The sequence below is a fragment of the Vibrio sp. 10N.222.55.A1 genome, from assembly GCF_041473835.1.
In the GTDB taxonomy this organism is placed as follows: Bacteria; Pseudomonadota; Gammaproteobacteria; order Enterobacterales; family Vibrionaceae; genus Vibrio; species Vibrio crassostreae_C.
Map to the genome: position 1 here is coordinate 1 of NZ_JBFRSX010000053.1, position 16,978 is coordinate 16,978.

General features: G+C 46.4%; 13 protein-coding genes and 1 pseudogene. 6 read left to right on the plus strand and 8 right to left on the minus strand.

All coding sequences use genetic code 11. From position 1 onward, the window contains the following. Nucleotides 1-74: 74 nt before the first annotated feature. Nucleotides 75-269: pseudogene (locus AB4493_RS16400) on the minus strand (hypothetical protein); the annotation flags it as partial. Between the two features lie 351 nt (nt 270-620). Then, entirely contained in the window at nt 621-2,393 is a 1,773-nt protein-coding gene (locus AB4493_RS16405) for an alpha-amylase family protein (protein WP_371722350.1), read from the minus strand. A 156-nt stretch (nt 2,394-2,549) separates the two neighbouring features. Here AB4493_RS16405 and AB4493_RS16410 point away from each other — a divergent pair, with 156 nt between their 5' ends. After that, nucleotides 2,550-2,939 carry a DUF1294 domain-containing protein gene (locus AB4493_RS16410; protein WP_372155436.1) on the plus strand — a complete coding sequence of 130 codons (390 nt, stop codon included), beginning with the start codon at nt 2,550-2,552 and terminating at the stop codon, nt 2,937-2,939. A 55-nt stretch (nt 2,940-2,994) separates the two neighbouring features. On the opposite strand, the gene AB4493_RS16415 is transcribed toward AB4493_RS16410, so the two are convergent. Beyond that, the gene (locus AB4493_RS16415) at nt 2,995-3,579 is read right to left on the minus strand and encodes a LysE family translocator (RefSeq protein WP_372155438.1); all 585 of its coding nucleotides are present in this window, start codon (nt 3,577-3,579) and stop codon (nt 2,995-2,997) included. Nucleotides 3,580-3,720: 141 nt separating this feature from the next. On the opposite strand from AB4493_RS16415, the gene AB4493_RS16420 reads away from it, so the two are divergent. Together AB4493_RS16420 and AB4493_RS16425 are read left to right on the plus strand one after the other, a co-directional pair. After that, nucleotides 3,721-4,161 (plus strand): Lrp/AsnC family transcriptional regulator, encoded by a 441-nt coding sequence (locus tag AB4493_RS16420; RefSeq protein ID WP_017090339.1) that lies wholly within the window; start codon nt 3,721-3,723, stop codon nt 4,159-4,161. A gap of 26 nt (nt 4,162-4,187) precedes the next feature. Further along, a complete protein-coding gene (locus AB4493_RS16425; protein WP_372155440.1) occupies nt 4,188-5,117 on the plus strand; it encodes a LysR family transcriptional regulator in 930 nt (309 codons plus the stop codon). 140 nt (nt 5,118-5,257) lie between these two features. On the opposite strand, the gene AB4493_RS16430 is transcribed toward AB4493_RS16425, so the two are convergent. From AB4493_RS16430 to dsrO, 5 genes are all read right to left on the minus strand, one after another. Continuing rightward, nucleotides 5,258-6,328, minus strand: a complete 1,071-nt coding sequence (locus tag AB4493_RS16430) for a c-type cytochrome (RefSeq protein ID WP_372155442.1) — start codon at nt 6,326-6,328, stop codon at nt 5,258-5,260. A 9-nt stretch (nt 6,329-6,337) separates the two neighbouring features. Continuing rightward, nucleotides 6,338-6,979 carry a c-type cytochrome gene (locus AB4493_RS16435; protein ID WP_017064226.1) on the minus strand — a complete coding sequence of 214 codons (642 nt, stop codon included), beginning with the start codon at nt 6,977-6,979 and terminating at the stop codon, nt 6,338-6,340. A 526-nt stretch (nt 6,980-7,505) separates the two neighbouring features. Beyond that, nucleotides 7,506-10,598 (minus strand): tetrathionate reductase subunit A, encoded by a 3,093-nt coding sequence (locus AB4493_RS16440; RefSeq protein WP_372155444.1) that lies wholly within the window; start codon nt 10,596-10,598, stop codon nt 7,506-7,508. Nucleotides 10,599-10,612: 14 nt separating this feature from the next. Continuing rightward, on the minus strand, nt 10,613-11,764 hold the full coding sequence (nrfD, locus tag AB4493_RS16445) for an NrfD/PsrC family molybdoenzyme membrane anchor subunit (protein WP_372155446.1): 1,152 nt from the start codon (nt 11,762-11,764) through the stop codon (nt 10,613-10,615). After that, on the minus strand, nt 11,761-12,597 hold the full coding sequence (gene dsrO / locus AB4493_RS16450; RefSeq protein ID WP_017086571.1) for a sulfate reduction electron transfer complex DsrMKJOP subunit DsrO: 837 nt from the start codon (nt 12,595-12,597) through the stop codon (nt 11,761-11,763). The genes nrfD and dsrO overlap by 4 nt, the downstream gene beginning before the upstream one ends. 257 nt (nt 12,598-12,854) lie before the next feature. On the opposite strand from dsrO, the gene AB4493_RS16455 reads away from it, so the two are divergent. The 3 genes from AB4493_RS16455 to AB4493_RS16465 all read left to right on the plus strand — a co-directional run bounded on the left by AB4493_RS16455 (nt 12,855) and on the right by AB4493_RS16465 (nt 16,907). Further along, the gene (locus AB4493_RS16455) at nt 12,855-14,723 is read left to right on the plus strand and encodes a PhnD/SsuA/transferrin family substrate-binding protein (RefSeq protein ID WP_372155447.1); all 1,869 of its coding nucleotides are present in this window, start codon (nt 12,855-12,857) and stop codon (nt 14,721-14,723) included. Between the two features lie 14 nt (nt 14,724-14,737). Continuing rightward, nucleotides 14,738-15,340 (plus strand): response regulator transcription factor, encoded by a 603-nt coding sequence (locus tag AB4493_RS16460; protein WP_004732114.1) that lies wholly within the window; start codon nt 14,738-14,740, stop codon nt 15,338-15,340. Between the two features lie 322 nt (nt 15,341-15,662). Continuing rightward, on the plus strand, nt 15,663-16,907 hold the full coding sequence (locus AB4493_RS16465) for a tetratricopeptide repeat protein (RefSeq protein ID WP_029222155.1): 1,245 nt from the start codon (nt 15,663-15,665) through the stop codon (nt 16,905-16,907). Nucleotides 16,908-16,978: the final 71 nt, after the last annotated feature.

The window sequence follows — 16,978 nt, forward strand, 5'->3', positions numbered from 1 at the left end:
TAAGGTTCTGTCTATGAACGGCTAGCTACATATGGTGTCGTTGATCTTCAAGCTGATTTGATCAACAACGCCGCTGCAGGGTATAAACCACTGTTGCCAGGGGCTGTACCGTTGTCGCTATCATTATCACTACCACAACCCGCGATCAAAGTAGCGGTGAAGAGCGGTAACATTGCTTTGGCCAATGTAGAGCGTTTGAAGCTCTTCTTTTTGGTATTGTTGAAGGTATTTCGTAGAGAGATAATTTTATTAATATTTATGTTGTTCACGTTTTAATATCCATATTTCACTTTTTATGAAGATGAATATCCTAGTCTTAACGATGGTCAACTATTTGTGATGGCTATGTATAAAGTTATTTTTAATATATAAAAATAGGAAACATAGTGTCAATATCACGCTTTGTATTTGGTTTAAGTTAAATTTATTGGATCAATAACTCATATGTTTAATATCAATAGTAGAAGGCGTAGAGGATGGGAGTAGATAATAAGGATGAGAGCTCATCCTTATTAATGTGAGGAAGGTATCGAATTGAGGTGACGTTAATTTAATGTGGGAATTAAGTTATTTATCAATTAATTAAAACTCAGGCTTTTTGGGAATTAATAATAAATATCCTATTCAGATAAGGGAAATACCCAAACCAACGAAGCTAGTGGCTTTAGATCAAGACTAAAACGGCCAATACTTTCCTCAACTTTTAATACCTGTTGTTGAATGCCTTCAATATGTTCATCTAACAAGTAACTGTCATCAGCGATTGTGAGCGTTTGTATAACATCACTTGGAACGGTTAAGTGAATATTCTCAGTGACATGTTGGCTGAAATTCGCAGCAACTATTGTCAACTCTTGGTTGTCATAGCGCAGAAATGCGTAAACCGAATCACTCAAATTATTGCTCTGGTGTAAGTCTAGGTACTGCCCCGTCATTGAAGTATGCTCAAGCGAAAAGTTCATAACCTTCTGATAGAAGTGACGTAGTTGTTTTTCGTTTTCGTCTAATAGCCCGCCATCGAATGCGCCGTGGTTCATCCATTTTTGATGCTGTGGGACTCCGATGTAGTCAAATATGGAAGTTCGTGAGGGTTGTCCAAAGCCAGCGTTCTCCGCACCGGGTTCGCCGACTTCTTGCCCAAAGTAGATCATGGTTGGAGAGCTGCTCAATAGAGCGCTAACTAGCATCGCAGGCTTTGCGATATGTGGATTGCCTACAAACTCTGGTGAGGCGATTCGTTGCTCGTCATGGTTATCCAAAAAATGCAGCATATGATGTTCAATGTCGTGCATTTGATGTTGGATTTCAGGGATGATTGCCGTTGAAGCCTTGCCTTGCATGATGGCTTTGAGGCCGTCGTACAGATCTACCTTGTCATAGAGGTAGTCCATCTTGCCTAAGTGAATGTATTCACGGTACAAGTCCGGCTGATACACCTCTGCCATCAGAAAGGCATCGTGGTTTTTCATCTTTATTGATGAGTTGAGGTAGCTCCAAAATTCGACTGGAACCATCTCAGCCATATCGTAGCGAAACCCATCAACACCTTTATTCAACCAAAACAAGGCGATATCTCGGAATTTAGCCCAAGAGTTAGGCACATAAACAGATTTCCAGAAACGGAAATGATCCATGTAATTGCGTTGAGCATAGTCACTCGGTAGTTCAGGGAAGTCTTTTGAACCGTCTGGTCGCATGCCATAATTGATTTTCACCGTTTCATACCAATCATCGAAACTAGGCTTGGCTAAACGTGAGCCGTTACCTGTCCATTTGGCGGGCGTCTCTATAAACGGGGAGTTTAGGTTGGGATGCTGTTCACCACCTAGCGGCGTAAAGGCGGGCTCTATGTCTGGCAATTCAAAGGTGCTGTTGGGAATGTAGTAGAAGTTATTGTCTTTGTGGTATTCCAGCGTTGTGTCATCTTGAGCGCCGAAGTCACTGACACCTTCTGGGTTGTTTAAGCCTTTATAATGACGCGCAACGTGATTCGGTACGATATCGATAATCACTTTTAAACCATTGTCGTGACTTCTTTTGATGAGTGCCTCGAACTCCTCTAGTCGGCATTCAGGGTTGTCTGCGAGATCTGGGTTTACGGAATAGTAGTCTTTGACGGCATATGGTGATCCCGCACGGCCTTTTACCACGCTAGGGTGATCGTCTGAAATACCAAGGTGCTTGTAGTCATTGATGAGCGCATGATGTGGCACTCCGGTATACCAAATATGAGTCATACCGAGTTTGCGGATTTCAGACAGCGCTTTGTCGGTAAAATCACTGAACTTACCGACGCCATTTTGCTCGATTGTGCCCCATGGAACATGTTGGGTGTTTTTATTGCCAAATAAACGCGTAAAAACTTGGTAGATGGCGTACTTTTGGTTGTACATATTTATAATTCCTTTAACTTCCATCATGTTATGTAGGGATGAAAGGGCTTGTTTATTCTTTGCAGGCTAACCGAATTACAATATGCCTTACTCATCCTTATCAAAATCTACAGGGCGTAATTGCTACAGTATGTGAGCTGTTGCTCAAAAGGAGTCATGTTGTCTTCATCTATTCAAATCGTTATCACTTATTTGGTTCTGGTGGCGGTGTCTGTGTTGTTTGCGGAAAGTTCTAAAGCGCTGTTGGTGTGGTATTTGGTTATCGGTTTCGTGACGTTTTTTGTGTACGCGAAGGACAAGCGAGCAGCGATCAATGGCAATTGGCGTGTGCCAGAGAAAACTCTGCATATTTTTTCTGTTGCTGGTGGCTGGATAGGGGCGTTGATTGCTCAAGATAAGCTGCGTCATAAAACGCAGAAGCAGCCGTTCAGAGCCATATATTGGGTGACAGTGGCAGTGAATGTTGCGGCGTTTGTGTGGACGTTAACGCCGAGCGGGCAGACGATGTTTGGTCGTTGGCTTAGTGAACTTGTGGGTTATTTATAAAGAGAATAACGGTTAGCACAGGAGTACCAACCGTTAAAATACAGAAGTTATTCGACTAGAGCATCGGAATGGTCGATGCTAGAAGCAAGCCTGCCATACCGTAGTTGAAGCTTTTGATACGGACTGGTGTTGTTAACCAGTGTTGCAGTTGTTTACCTGCCGCTGTCCAGAATGTCACGGATGGTAAGTTGGCGAGCGTGAAGATACCTGCGATGATTGCAATCTCCCACCATGAACTGCCGCTGCTATAAACTGAAATCGCAGTCAGCGCCATCGACCAACCTTTCGGGTTCACCCACTGAAAACTTGCCGCGCCGATGAAGGTCATTGGCTTATAAGCCTCGGTGCTTTTGGCTTTGCCGCTCAATGCTATCTTAATTGCAAGGTACACGAGGTAAGCAAGGCTTAGGTATTTCAAGATTTGGTGAGTAACCGGATAAGCGTTGAAAATGCCCATTAAACCGAAGCCAACTAGCAGCAACATGGCTGCAAACCCTAGAGCAATGCCAAGCATGTGCGGAATAGTGCGGGCGAAGCCAACATTTGCTCCTGATGTCATGAGCATGATGTTATTTGGACCCGGCGTGAAGGTCGAGACAAACGCAAACAAGGCAAGTGCGCTAAGTTGTTCTAAAGGCATTATGGTTCTCCAGCAAAAAAATGAACGAAGTGACTGACCGGTCATGACTTTCACGTGTTGAGAAACATAGTAGGTGGAAAGTGAGGCAATTATGTGCTTTTATTTCCTCTATTATCACTAAATGCACAATAATAAGTACTTATGGATAGATTTGACGAAAGGATATTGCAAGAGCTTAAATTGGACGGCAGAATCTCCAATATTGAGCTTTCTGAACGAATTGGTTTGTCGGCTTCAGCGACCTTAAGGCGAGTACAGGATCTTGAGCGTAAAGGGGTCATTCAAGGTTACCGTGCAGTTCTGGATAATGGCCTGATGGGCGTTGGCTTTATTGCTTACGTTTCGATTGGTTTATCAAGCCACAGCAAAGCGGCTCAACTGGAGTTTGAACAGCACGTCAGTATGGAAAAAGAGGTAGTGGAGTGCCACAACATTACCGGTGCCAACGAATACTTGCTAAGGGTAGAAACCAAAGATCTACCGGGCTATAAGAAGTTTCATGCCGATGTGCTTGGGGAATGTGCTCAGGTTCAATCCATTACCACCATGGTTGTGATGGATACACCCAAAGATGAACGTTAGTCGAGTTTTATTTCAGGAGAGGCGCAGTGCCAAATACTAATCAGTTGTTATTGTTCTTAGATGTGGTTCAACAAGGGTCGTTTACCAAAGCGGCAACCTTGCATGATATGGACAACTCATCACTCTCTAAACAGATCAAAAAGCTTGAACAAGACTTGGGTGTTCAGCTGCTTAACCGTTCTACACGCTCGTTCTCGTTGACGTCGGCAGGGGAAGATATTCTTGCGCAAACCTATGTGCTGAAAGATACTATCAATCAGATACAAGGCATTGCAGATTCATACCAGTCAGAGCCCAAAGGTGTACTGCGAATTACTTCACCGATCTATTTTGGGCAGCAATATCTGCAACCTATCATCACTCAGTTCATGAGAAAGTACCCGGATGTTCAGATCGTACTTTCACTAGACGATAAGATCGCCAACATCATTGCAGGACAGTTTGATATCGCGTTTCGCTTTAGCAAGCTCGTTGAATCGAATTTGATTGCGAAGAAAATTGCCGACAGTAACTTCATGCTCGTTGCATCGAACGACTTTTTGAAAGAGCACGGTGAGCCGAAGACACCACAAGATCTGCTCGCGCTACCTGCTGTGATTTATACCAATGGTGATATGACGGTTGATCATCTACGTATCAGTGAAGAGCCGCGCGGTAATACCTTCCAAAGCCTAACGATTCGTGGCAACTATAAGGTCAGTGATGTTCGTACCATGGTGTCTTGTGTGAAAGATGGCTTAGGATATGGCTTCCTTGATCAATCAAACCTGTATGCCTCAATGAAAGAACTTGGCTTGGTCACTTTACTGCCGGATTATCCGATCTCTACGATTGATACCGCAATCTACGCTGTCTATCCGCACCGTAAGCAGACCAAGCTGGTCAAAGAGTTCATTGCTACGGTTCAAGACTATATTGGCTCTCCGACCATTTGGGAGAAAATGCAGCAAGATTAGCTGGATCTCTAATCGTTCAAACATAAAAAAGGAGCCAGAACGTCGAACGATCTGGCTCCTTTTTATTCCTCCGGCTATAGCTGATTTACAATGTAAAGCTTAGCTATATCTGGCGTGAATGGCTCTTTTACTAATGCCTATCAATGCTCATTAATCACTTCTTTACCACTCGGGTAGGCTTTGGAACCCAGCACATCACCGTCGACTTCTTTACCATAATAACCTTGGTGGTTGTGGTAACGCTTAGCATTACCTGCAACATCACCCTTGTATCGTGGGTCTTGTGGGCGTTCATGACTGTTCACAAATGCGGCTACATCCCATGCATCCTGAATTGAAAGCTGTTGGCTCTTTCCAAGCGGCATGTTTTCGTAGATGAAGTAAGCTGCTGTATTTACACGGTGCATACCTGCGCCCCAGTTGAATGAATTCTCGCCCCAAAGAGGTGGTAGGTATGAGCGGCCATCAGCCCCTTTAATGCCTTCACCATTTTCACCATTTTGACCATGGCAGGTTTGGCAGCTGGTTTGGTAAACCTTTTCGCCACGCGCTATCGATGGCTCTTGTTCAGGGTTTGCAATCTTAGGGTAGCCACGGCCGGCCAGTTTACTTCGGTCATCGATTGGGTATTTGCTTAACAGCTCTTCAGGGAGAGGGAAGCTTTCCGCTTTACCACCGACTTGTAAGTCAGCATCGCTGATCTCAGGAACGGGTGTATCTTGCATGCCGTTCTTGTCTAAGATGCCGCCCATCGCCAGCCAGTATGAATAAGCCGTTAGTGCGACCATCTCTTTTGAACCCTCAGCCGGTGGCAGACCATTCATTGAGTAGGTGAAGCAACCTTGGATACGCTCTGCGTAGCTGTTTACTTTGTCGTTCTTGGAACGATACGCAGGGTAGGCCATGTACGCACCCCAAAGAGGTGCTGCGTTAGGCTTCATGCCCGCTTGCATGTGACAGTTTACACAGTTTTGTTCATTGCCTACGAACGTACCACGCATCTGTTGTGAATCGACAAACAGCGAATAACCCAATTTTACTTTGTCGCCAAATTCCCCAGCAGGGATATCAACCAAGTCTCGTGGCACCAGATATTTGTTATCTTGAGGCTTCTCAACGGCTGGCAGTTCGGTTTGGCGATCGGGCAACTCAGCTTCGGCATAAGCGATTCCAGAGGCAAGGGTTGCGGTAATTAAAAGTAATGTTTTCATGCGAGCCCTTTAGTATCGGAAAGAGGCGAAGTAGTAAGACAGGTTTTTGATCTCATCGTCGGTCAACTTGCCTGCGATGTTGCCCATCATGTTCAAATCATCACCCTTACGAGTGCCATTTTTCCAGGCGTTGAGCTGAGTTTGAATGTAGTCGGCATGCTGGCTTGCTAGGCGCGGGAATTTGTCTACGCCCATACCGCTTGGCCCATGACAGGTTGCACAGGCTGGAATGTTTCTATCCCAATCGCCTTGGAATACAAGTTTACGATAGGGGTTATCGATATCAGCCTGTGAGCCGCGCTGCTCTAAATCGGTAAATTCGTATGAAGGCAGTGATGCAAAGTATTCTGCGACCTCACGACGAACAGCGGGATCAGATACACCGTCAGCCATTCCCTTCATGATCGCGCTTTGACGCTCACCACTTGAGAACAGAACCAGTTGATGCTCTAGATAGTCAGCATTGAGCCCTGCAAGCATAGGGGCAATGTTGGGCATGCCTTTACCGTCGGCTTGATGGCAGCCACTACAAGTTTCTGCGGCTTCTGGCATTGGATTGGGTGCTGCTTGTGCAAAAGCGGATAAAGAAAGGCTTCCTAGAGCAGCGATGCAAAGCGTTAGAGTTTGAGTTTTAATTGTCAGCTTAGTCATGAGGCGTCGCTATTGGTTGTAATGCACGCATTTTCGACATAATTTGTTGTTCGCGCTATTGTGGATTTCCACATTAATTCACTTGGAACTTGAGGTGAGTCTCACATTAATAACCTCAGTTACCATAATGGTATTGATGTGAACTTCTATAGGTTGATCCAACTGCCGTTTATGAAATGCAAGGGAACTGCCATGTTCGCCTCGGTATAACTGCTTGTTAAGGCTCTTTTATGGCACCGATTGTATAAGCATAGCTGCTTTATGGAGGCGGGCTAAAAAAGTTGTGGTGAAATGAAGATTACCTAATGGCTTTGGGTTGATTACTCTATCTAGAGCGGATGCTTTATGTAGATTGGGTACTTTATGTAGATTGGACGTTTATCCAAATAGGGTGCTTTTCTAGATCAAGGGGACGAAAAAGCAGAGCAACCTCGAATGACGAAGTTGCCCTGTTGTGTTCTCATCTGCAAATCAGATAAGGAAGTGTTTTGAATCAGTGATTAAGTTATAGCTTGCTGAGTTTAAGCTAGACCTTGTAGATCTTAGCCGGAAGCGCTTGCCTTGCTGCTGCCCCCACAACCCAATCCAACATGACGCCTTTGCCTTCTCTCGTCGGGTCAATCAAGCCTATATCATTGATGTTAACGCCATCGTTCGACTTCATCTTCACTGGTTGTTGTGTGTCACCAATCCAGTGGGCACGCTCACCGAGCTCTTTATGACCAAAGCCGTGTTCAAAGCCTAATGTTCCCGGTTTGATGCCATCAATCACCATCGCCAACGCATGTGTGGTTGAGCTCGGCGTTTCAATAGCAAACACGTCACCTGTTTTTATGCCCGCAGAAGAGGCGTCTTGCGGGTGGATGTAAACCGGATTCACCCCTTTGATCGACTCTAAGCGTGGTGACAAGTTAGACACCGCACTGTGAATGTTGGACTTAAAGTTGGTTAGCGTAAATGGCCACTCTGTTACTGGGAACTGCTCTGCCAAAGGCGTACCGTCCGCCAGCTTTTGTGGATACCATGTCGGGCAACCCATGTATTGCTCACCACTGATGGTGTTGTGAGAGGTACCAAGCTTTTCATTCCAGATAGCCAATGGCTTGGTCCATTTGTACTTCATAGTTTTATTGGTATACGCATTGGTTGCGTCTTCGAAACGACCGCCACGCGCAAAAATATACGCCACTTTGAGCATCTCTTCTGGCTTAAGCGTTTTGTTCATCACAGGTACTAGGCGTTCAAGACCAGACCAAACGATATCTTCAGCGTCTACATTCGGCACGCCACCTTTTACGAACGCTAAGTTAGCAGCCGAGCGCAGGTAGAAGTCTTCAGCGCTATGAATACCGTGCCAGTTACCTTGATTGTCTTTGATTACGTTGTCGCCGAAGCCACCTAGGCCAAGCGTTTTCGCTAGATCAATAAAGAAGTTCTCTAGGTTGATGGCACGTCCGTCTTGAGTGCGGGAAGTTTTAGGCTCAACAATCGGCCAACGAGCGGTGATCGCTTTGGTCGCGACACCATGCCAAGGTGTTGCCATGCCCCAGCTCTCGTAGGTCACTGTGTCTGGCACTAGGTAATCCGATAAGGCAGTCGTTTCATTGATAAAGGCATCGATAGATACGATCAAGCCAAGCTGTTTGGGATCTTTAAGTTTTTCACCCAGCAAGTTGTCTAAACCCGGAACACCATAAAGTGGGTTCGCCATGTGGTTGATCCATGCCTTTGCGCGGTAAGGATAGCCATCAATCGCAGCTGATAAGTGCTCGGTTAACAGCGGCGCAGAGATTGGGTACCACGGAGCGCGTGTCGGGTAAGGTGACTCACCTGCGGCAACGCGACGTTTGTATTCGCTGGTTTTTTGATACGGGAACTTGCTGCGGGACAAGAATACACCTTGAGGCTTAGTCTTACCCTTGAACTTGGTAAAGTCGTAACGTGGACCTGCAACCGAAGTTGGGTAGCCGCCCGCTTTCGCCATCGCGCCACCTTTCGCGTTGATGTTACCGATCAGCGCGTTTAGCATCAGAATAGAGAACGAGTTGTAGAAGCCGTTGGTGTGCATGTTGCCACCGTGAGTATCCACGACTGCTTTTGTACCATAGCTGGTGAAGCGTTTTGCCAACGCAATAATCTGGTCTTGTGGGATTTCACACTGCTCACTGTAGTATGCAAGGTCATATTTGAAGGCTTCTTCCTTCAATCTTTGTAGAGAAGACTTAACACGAACAGTCTGACCATCAACTTCTACGTCTTGATCGACGAACAGCGCCGCTTCATTCACCTGAATATGTGACGCTAATAGTGACGTTGTCACATCTAGGGCGATAAATCCGTCATCGTCAGACATCGGTTCGCCTGTTTCTAGCAAACCCATATCCGATGCGCGAAGCATGCGCCCGTTTTGTGGGTGTGCTTCGTCACTGATCACAAGGTGTGAAGCATTACACCAGTGGGTGGTGCCTGCTTTTTGCATCGCTTGCGCACTTGGGCGAGACAAGAAGTCGTGATTGTAGCGTTGGTTTTCGATGATCCATTGGATCATGCCAAGAACTAATGCTGAATCGGTGCCCGGTTTGATCGGTAGCCAGTTATTGCGATCGCCCGCCGCAAGGCTTGACGATCCTGCTGGAAGGCTTGGTGTCACTATGGTGTAGCTGAGTTTTCCGTTGGTACGAGCCTCAGCCAATTGTCTTGCTTGACGCTTGAACGGGTTACCCGCTTGAGCCGGAGACATACCGATGAAAAGAATGAACTCTGCGTTGTTGAAATCTGGTTTTAAGTGCGAGAACTTGTCTAGATCGTTCATGATCGCACCTGAACCCGCACGGAACGCGTAACCACAGTAAGAGCCGTGGTGACCAAAGTTGCGTGTGCCGTAGCTGTTAAATGCAAAGCGCTTCAAGATGTCGTCACGGCCTTCATTACCGGCATTGGTCACAAGCAGTTGGTTGGCTTTTGGTCCGTATTCAGGGTTGTTTGGATCGAGTGGTGTTTCGATGTCACGAATCGATCGTAAGCCCTCAACTTCACCTTCACCGAATAAGTCACCACCCTCGGTGATCTCAGAGATAAGTTGTTCGTAGCTGATTGGTTCCCACTTGCCTTCACCACGCTTACCAACGCGTTTGAGCGGTTGAGTGATTCGGTATGGGCTGTTTTGAATCTCCAACATGCCGTTACCACGGGCACAGGCTGTCGAGCGGTTATTGATGCCTGACTCACCAGACAAGCCAATGTAGGCGTCTTTTACCGGTGTTTTGAACGGGATCTGTTGGTCGCTTGATAGCGGGTGGTACGGGTTGCCCGAGATTCGCAAAATCTCGTCATTGCGATTATCGATACGCACACGTAAGCCACACAGTGTCCAGCAGCCAAAACACATTGAGGGTGCAACGCGTTGGTTTGGATTCGGCGAGATCTTACCTTGTTCATCGACACTGTATTCCGTCTCTAACGAATTACCGTGGTGGATGTGGTTGGTTTTCTTACCCGCGGTGCCATCAATAGCACCGTGAACCATGTGTTTTGTGGTTGTCGCATAACCTGCAGCAAAAGCTCCAACACCACCGGCAGCAAGGCCTGCTTTTAAAAATTGACGACGTTTGTTATCCATGATGATTCCCCAGACTACAAGCTATGTGAGCGGTTAAGTGGTGACGATGATGTATTTTGGTTTGGCTTCGATGTTGTCTTTGGTGCAGAACCAGTTGTTCGTGTAGAACCAGTAGACACGATCTCAGAGGCGAACAACGCAAGTGCTAACCAAAGACCACACATACCAACGATGCCGAGTAATCCTGCACTACCCATAGGCAGTTCATAAGGGAATGCACCCACATCAAAACGGGGAATGGTTTGAACTTCCATCATGGTGACCCAACGTACCGCCCATGCTGAAACGATGGTCGCAAGTGCAACACAGACAATTCCTAACTTGCTTTGAGATAAACGTTGCAGCGGAAGAACCAAGATCATGCACACCAAAATGCTGGTGGTCATGATGCCTAAATTGATGCCCCAAGCGTCGTTCTCATAGAGATTGAAGTGACCATGGTTAGATGCCCAAATCGACGTGAGAATGATGGCAAGGCCACCTGTTAAGGTAATGGTTCTTTGTATCAGAGCTAGGTCTGTTGGTTTTAAGCTTGGTTTGCTTGAAGGCAGCAGAGCCCAAATCAACAGAGTTAAACCCGTTGCGGCAAAGAATGCGGTCGTGAACCAAAGCAATGGAGACGCTGGTTGATGCCAAAGCGGTCGACTCGCCAAAATCGCAATCTCGGCACCTGTGTAAAGTGCGATGCTTAGGCCTGATAACGCAGTTGTGGCGGCTAAAGCAATCATCAGTTTTTTCGATAATTGCCACTGGCCCAGTGTTAACCAAGACAGGCGTTTTAGAAGTGGGTTTTCACTCTCTTTAAGCTGTGCGATGTCATCACGCAGGTAAACCCAAGCAGTCGCAACAGCCAGACTAGAAAACAAAGGTAGAAACAGAGAGCCCAATGACATCCATGACCAAGGTGTGATGTGAGCATAGAAATGCCACGCACGTCCGGGTTGATGCAAGTCACCAGTAAGCGCTAATGGCCCAACAATCGCACCGATTGCCATCACAAGCACAAGGGCAGAACGAAATTGGTGGCTGGTTGAGTTCTTAAATATCAGTGCAATCAAAAACAGAATAGCGGCCGCGTAAGCCGAACCTATGTAGAAGAAATATTGAACCGCCCACGGTAGCCAAGCGATCTCTTGAGCGGGGACTAACACCTCAGTGATATTCATGCTGTCTCTCCTTGTTTGCCTTGTGTCGCGATTGCCAATTCTTGTTTGCTAGAGGATGAGTTATCGATGGCGGCTGGATCATAAATCGCAGGTTGGCCTTCAATGTGGCTAACGAATCGCTCGTTCATGCCGATATAGAAAACATGGGGGTTGGTATTCTGCTCTGGCTTAAGCACCTTGATGTCGTCTTGGTTTTCATTGAGCAGACGGTTGATCTCGCTGTTTGGATCTTTAAGGTCGCCAATGACACGCGCGCCACCAACACAGGTTTCTACACAAGCAGGCAGTAAGCCGTCTTCAAGGCGGTGTGCGCAGAAGGTGCATTTGTCTGCGGTAAGGGTGTCGTTATTAATGAAACGAGCATCGTAAGGACAAGCTTGAACACAGTAAGCACAGGCTACGCAGCGTTCATTGTCGACCATGACAATGCCGTCTTCGCGTTGGAAGGTCGCTTGAACTGGACAAACCTTGATGCAGGGAGCGTTGTCACAGTGATTACAGAGGCGAGGTAACATGAAAGATTTCACGTCTTGTTGAGCCGTCGAACCATCATCAAGGGAGACTTCATACTGTTTTACGGTGGTTCTGAACTGGCCAATTGGTGCTTGGTTTTCAACGCTACAGCCAACAGTGCACGCCTGACAGCCAACGCACTTACGTAAATCAATCGCCATGGCGTAGCGTTTACCTATTTCGCCTTTGCGGTCAGGTTGGTTGTTATTGCGAATGGCTGTGCTTGCGACTGCGGTGTTGATTCCGGCAATGGGAATGAGCGCAGCACCAGCGGAAACCTTGCCGAATTGGCTGAGAAACCGTCTTTTCAATGAGTCCATAGAGGTACCTATAAATGGGTATTCGATCTGTTAGGCTCATTGTCAGTTTTTGACCGTTCACGGGGTATTGTGGATTTCCACATACCCAGATCAAAGTTGATCTAGAACAAATGTGGTTTTACCAATCTAGCTGTTATGCTTTGTTTTAGAGGCTTATTTAGGGCGCTCAAGCATGAGCTAAGCGCGAAACACGCCGCTGACATAAAATGAATCGAGAATAAATTGAATAAACAGTCCGTTTGGAGAAAGAGATTTCAGTGACAGTCAGAAACCTAATATCAATCGTTGGCCTTTGTTGGTTGAGCCTAATCGCAGGCGCGTGTTTAGCGGCTCAATCGGAGCAAGAGATTGCAACGACAAGCACTGTTGAGTCTGAGCAAATCATAGAAGTTGGCGTGTTGGCGACTCGAGGCAAGCATTCCGCACAGCAGCGTTGGCAGCCGACAATGGATTGGTTGTCGGAGCGCATTCCCGGAAAACACTTTGTTCTTAAGCCTTTCAACTTGGAAGAGATGGCCGAAGCGGTAAAAGATGTGACTGTTGATTTTGTTATCACCAACCCCGGTCAGGCGGTTCGATTAGGACGCCAGTATGCGCTTTCTTGGATGGCAACCATGACCAGTCATAACTTTGAAGCTCAAGGCACCAGTAATACACGCAGCATTGGTTCCGCCTTGGTGGTGAGAAGAATGTCGCCTTATATCTCTCTCGAACAACTTAGCGGTAAGCCGATTGCGGCAGTCTCTGAAAATGCTTTTGGTGGTTACCTCACTATGCGTTACCAAGTGATGCAACAAGGGCTCAACCCCAATCACTTTTTCTCTAATACTCAGTTCTTAGGTTTCCCTATTGATGCTAGCTTGTATCAACTGCGTGAAGGGCACATTGAAGCTGCGGTGGTGCCTGCGTGTTTGGTCGAGAGCATGATCAGCGAAGGTTTGCTGGTGGCGGGTCAATATCGTGTTATCGAGAATCAAGCACCAGAAGGGTTCCGATGTCAGGTGTCTACACCTTTGTACCCTAACTGGTCGTTTGCCAAAACAGAGCGAGCGTCTTCGGCACTGGCGAAACAAATGAGTCAGGTGTTATTTGCTATGCCAAAAAGCAGTGCGCCAGCCATTGCAGCGAATGCATCGGGCTGGACGTCACCGACAAGCTTGCTGGCGATCGACAAGCTATATCAACAACTCGACATGCATCCACTGCAACAACCTTGGTGGAAAGAAGCGTTAATCTGGCTCAAGTACAATCAACAGTGGGCATGGGCGTTCTTTATTCTTGTCGTGTCGCTGAATGCTTACCACTTCTGGTTGGAATACAAATTCAGTCGCAGCAAAAAGCAACTAGAAGCGACGCTGTACAAGCTGAAAAGTAAGAGTGAACAGCTAGAGCACTCACAACGTATCGCGGTAGTTGGTGAACTGGGAAGTAGCTTGGCACACGAGATTAATCAGCCTTTGGCAGCTATTCGGAATTATAGCGAAGGTGGTTTACTGCGGATTTCGAAGAACAAACCGCTGACTGACATAGAGCCTGTATTTGAGAAGGTCCAGTCGCAAGTGGACCGTGCTGATGCGATTATCCAACGCTTAAGAAACATGATCAAAAAGCGTTCATCGAATAAATCTCAAATTGATATAGAAGTGCTTCTTACAGATACCATCGAGCTACTGCAATTTCGATTAGAGAAACACAAGATAACCATTGAACGTCATGTCGTGGGTAAACCTATCACGCTATATGTTGACCCTGTCGGATTGCAGCAGGTAGTTGTAAATTTGATCAACAATGCGACTGATGCGTGTAATGCTCAGATGCATCGCGAACAAAGCGCTACGTCTGATATTGGTAACAAAAATAACGAACCATCGACAATTAAAGTGATTACCGAGTATCAACCGGATAAAATGATGCTGTCGGTTATCGATAACGGCACGGGCTTAGATTTTACCGAGCAACTAGTCACTCAAGCCTTTGTGAGCAGCAAAGAAAACGGCTTGGGTTTAGGTCTGGCGATTTGCCAAGATGTGATTGAAGACCACAGTGGCCAAATGGCCATCAAATCATTAACTCCTCACGGCTGTCACGTCGCAGTGACGTTACCTTTTTCTCTTTCAAATGATTGATAAGGAATCTTGTTATGTCTGAACTTCATCAAACGTTGCCGGTCTATGTGGTTGATGACGATGAGTCGATGCGTGACTCGTTGGTGTTTCTATTAGAAGAGCATGATTTCACTGTGTCAGCTTTTGAAGATGGCCCCAGTTTTTTAGACTCAGTGGACTTGAGTGCGCCGGGGTGTGTGGTGTTAGACAGTCGAATGCCAGAGATGAGAGGGCAGCAAGTTCATGAGTTGATGGTGAAAGCGCAGAGCCCACTGTCGGTGATTTACCTGACGGGTCACGGTGATGTGCCAATGGCGGTTGAAGCCTTACAAGCCGGCGCGGTGAACTTCTTTCAAAAGCCAGTTAAAGGCGGTGAGTTAGCAGAGGCAATCAAACAAGGTTTGGACGCTTCTGAAAAGCATTTACACATGAATGTGTATCGCCAAGCGTATGCGTCGTTAACTGAGCGAGAAATCGATATTCTTAAGCAGATTATCGATGGCAAACGTAACCAGAAAATCGCTGATGAATTATGTATCGCGATGAGAACGGTAGAAGTACACCGAGCGAGTTTAATGAAGAAATTCTCAGCGAAGACAGTTGCCGAGTTGGCTTACATATACGGTCAACTGAACTAACTACAGCGACACGAAATTGCTGATAGGTATTCATCAATTTCGTTGTCGTTTTTTAAGATTATTTTGCTCAAAGGTGGTCTTCATTATCGAACTCTATTGAAGCAAGGTCACACCATTTATGGAGTGCATAAGGATAGGTCTAAGTAGACTTTTTATCGCTATGTATTCCTGAGATACTGAACTGAGTTCATTTTAGGGCGGAACGTTTTAATAACGGCGCTTTTCCCTGTAATTAGAAACATACCATTCACTATGGGTTGATCACTTTCCCGATATCGGGGCTAGTATCAGCCGAGTTAGGTTAAAATATTTTATGAGTACAATGGGAATCGCAATTGGTGCGACGGCTCTTTCGTTAATACTTGTCGCCGTGTGGCTGATCTCTTTATCGTTAAGAAAGCAGCGCTTGGAACAAGAACGTAAGGCTCGTGCTGTCGCTTATCGAAAAGCGATTGAAAAAGCGCGTATACAAGAGCAAAAAGAGCGTCACTTCAAAGCCGAAACCGGGCATGTTCCGTCGATTCTGTATTTGGCGAAGGAGGCGGAACGTAACAATATTAAGGAAGCTCTGTATTGGTACGACAAAGCGGCGCAACTCGATAATATCAATGGCATGTACGGCATTGTGCGCCTAAGCATGAAGCGCAAAGAAGACCTGATTTTAAGAGAGAAAGCCAACTTTTGGCAGCTTGCGATATCCGCATTGGACAATGACGTGTCTGCGAAATTCGAGATGGGTAAAGCGCTCGTCTTTGGTCGCGGAACCGATAAGAACATCCCTAAGGGTTATACCTATATTGAAGAGTCAGCGGCTGGTGGGAATACCGAAGCGATGCTGTTCATCGGTGACTGGTGTCTAGATAAAGAAAACCCAGACTACTCTGCCGAAAGCTCTGTCGAGTGGTACCAAAAGGCCGCGGAAAAGAATAGCTTAGACGGCAAGATCAAACTCGGTATGAGTTATTTGAACGGTGTTGGTGTTGAGCCTAACCATGGTGAGGCTGTTTACTGGTTTGAGACGGCTGCAGAAAAGAATAGTGCAGAAGCCATGTTTAGAGCAGGTGAAGCTTGGATTGACCATGGTGAACACGGCAACGCCATCGCTTATATCTGGCTATTTCTATCGGCTCATTTTGGTTACTCAGAAGCCAAGCATTTGAGGGATAAAGTAGGCGGGGAACTTGGTGTGGATGCCGTCGTGGGCTTACAGGCCCTAACTAAACCGATAATGACTAAGCTGACCCAAGAAGCAATCACTAAGCACTCAATCATTAAGGCGCTCAACAAGCTCTACAAACGCAATGTCCCTGTCCCTAAGAAGGTTAAAGAAGCGTCCGATGAAGAAGGTGAGGAGTTAAATGTCGATGGTAGTCAGTTAGAGACCAAAGCGTCGAGTGAGCAAGGTGCTAACGTCGATTACAGCCAGCAGGCGACGCCAAACCATGATAGCGGTGCTGCGAATCAAGGGTCACCCAGCGATCAAGCAACGCATAACAAAGAAGCAAGCCCTAACTCTCTAGACTTCAGTCAGGCAGCCGTGGACCCAAGCTGGAAAAGCAACCACTAAAACGTGTTGGTTAGCTTTGATGAGTTAGACAAAAATGACTGAAGCTGTGAAGCTATAAATCTATAAATCTA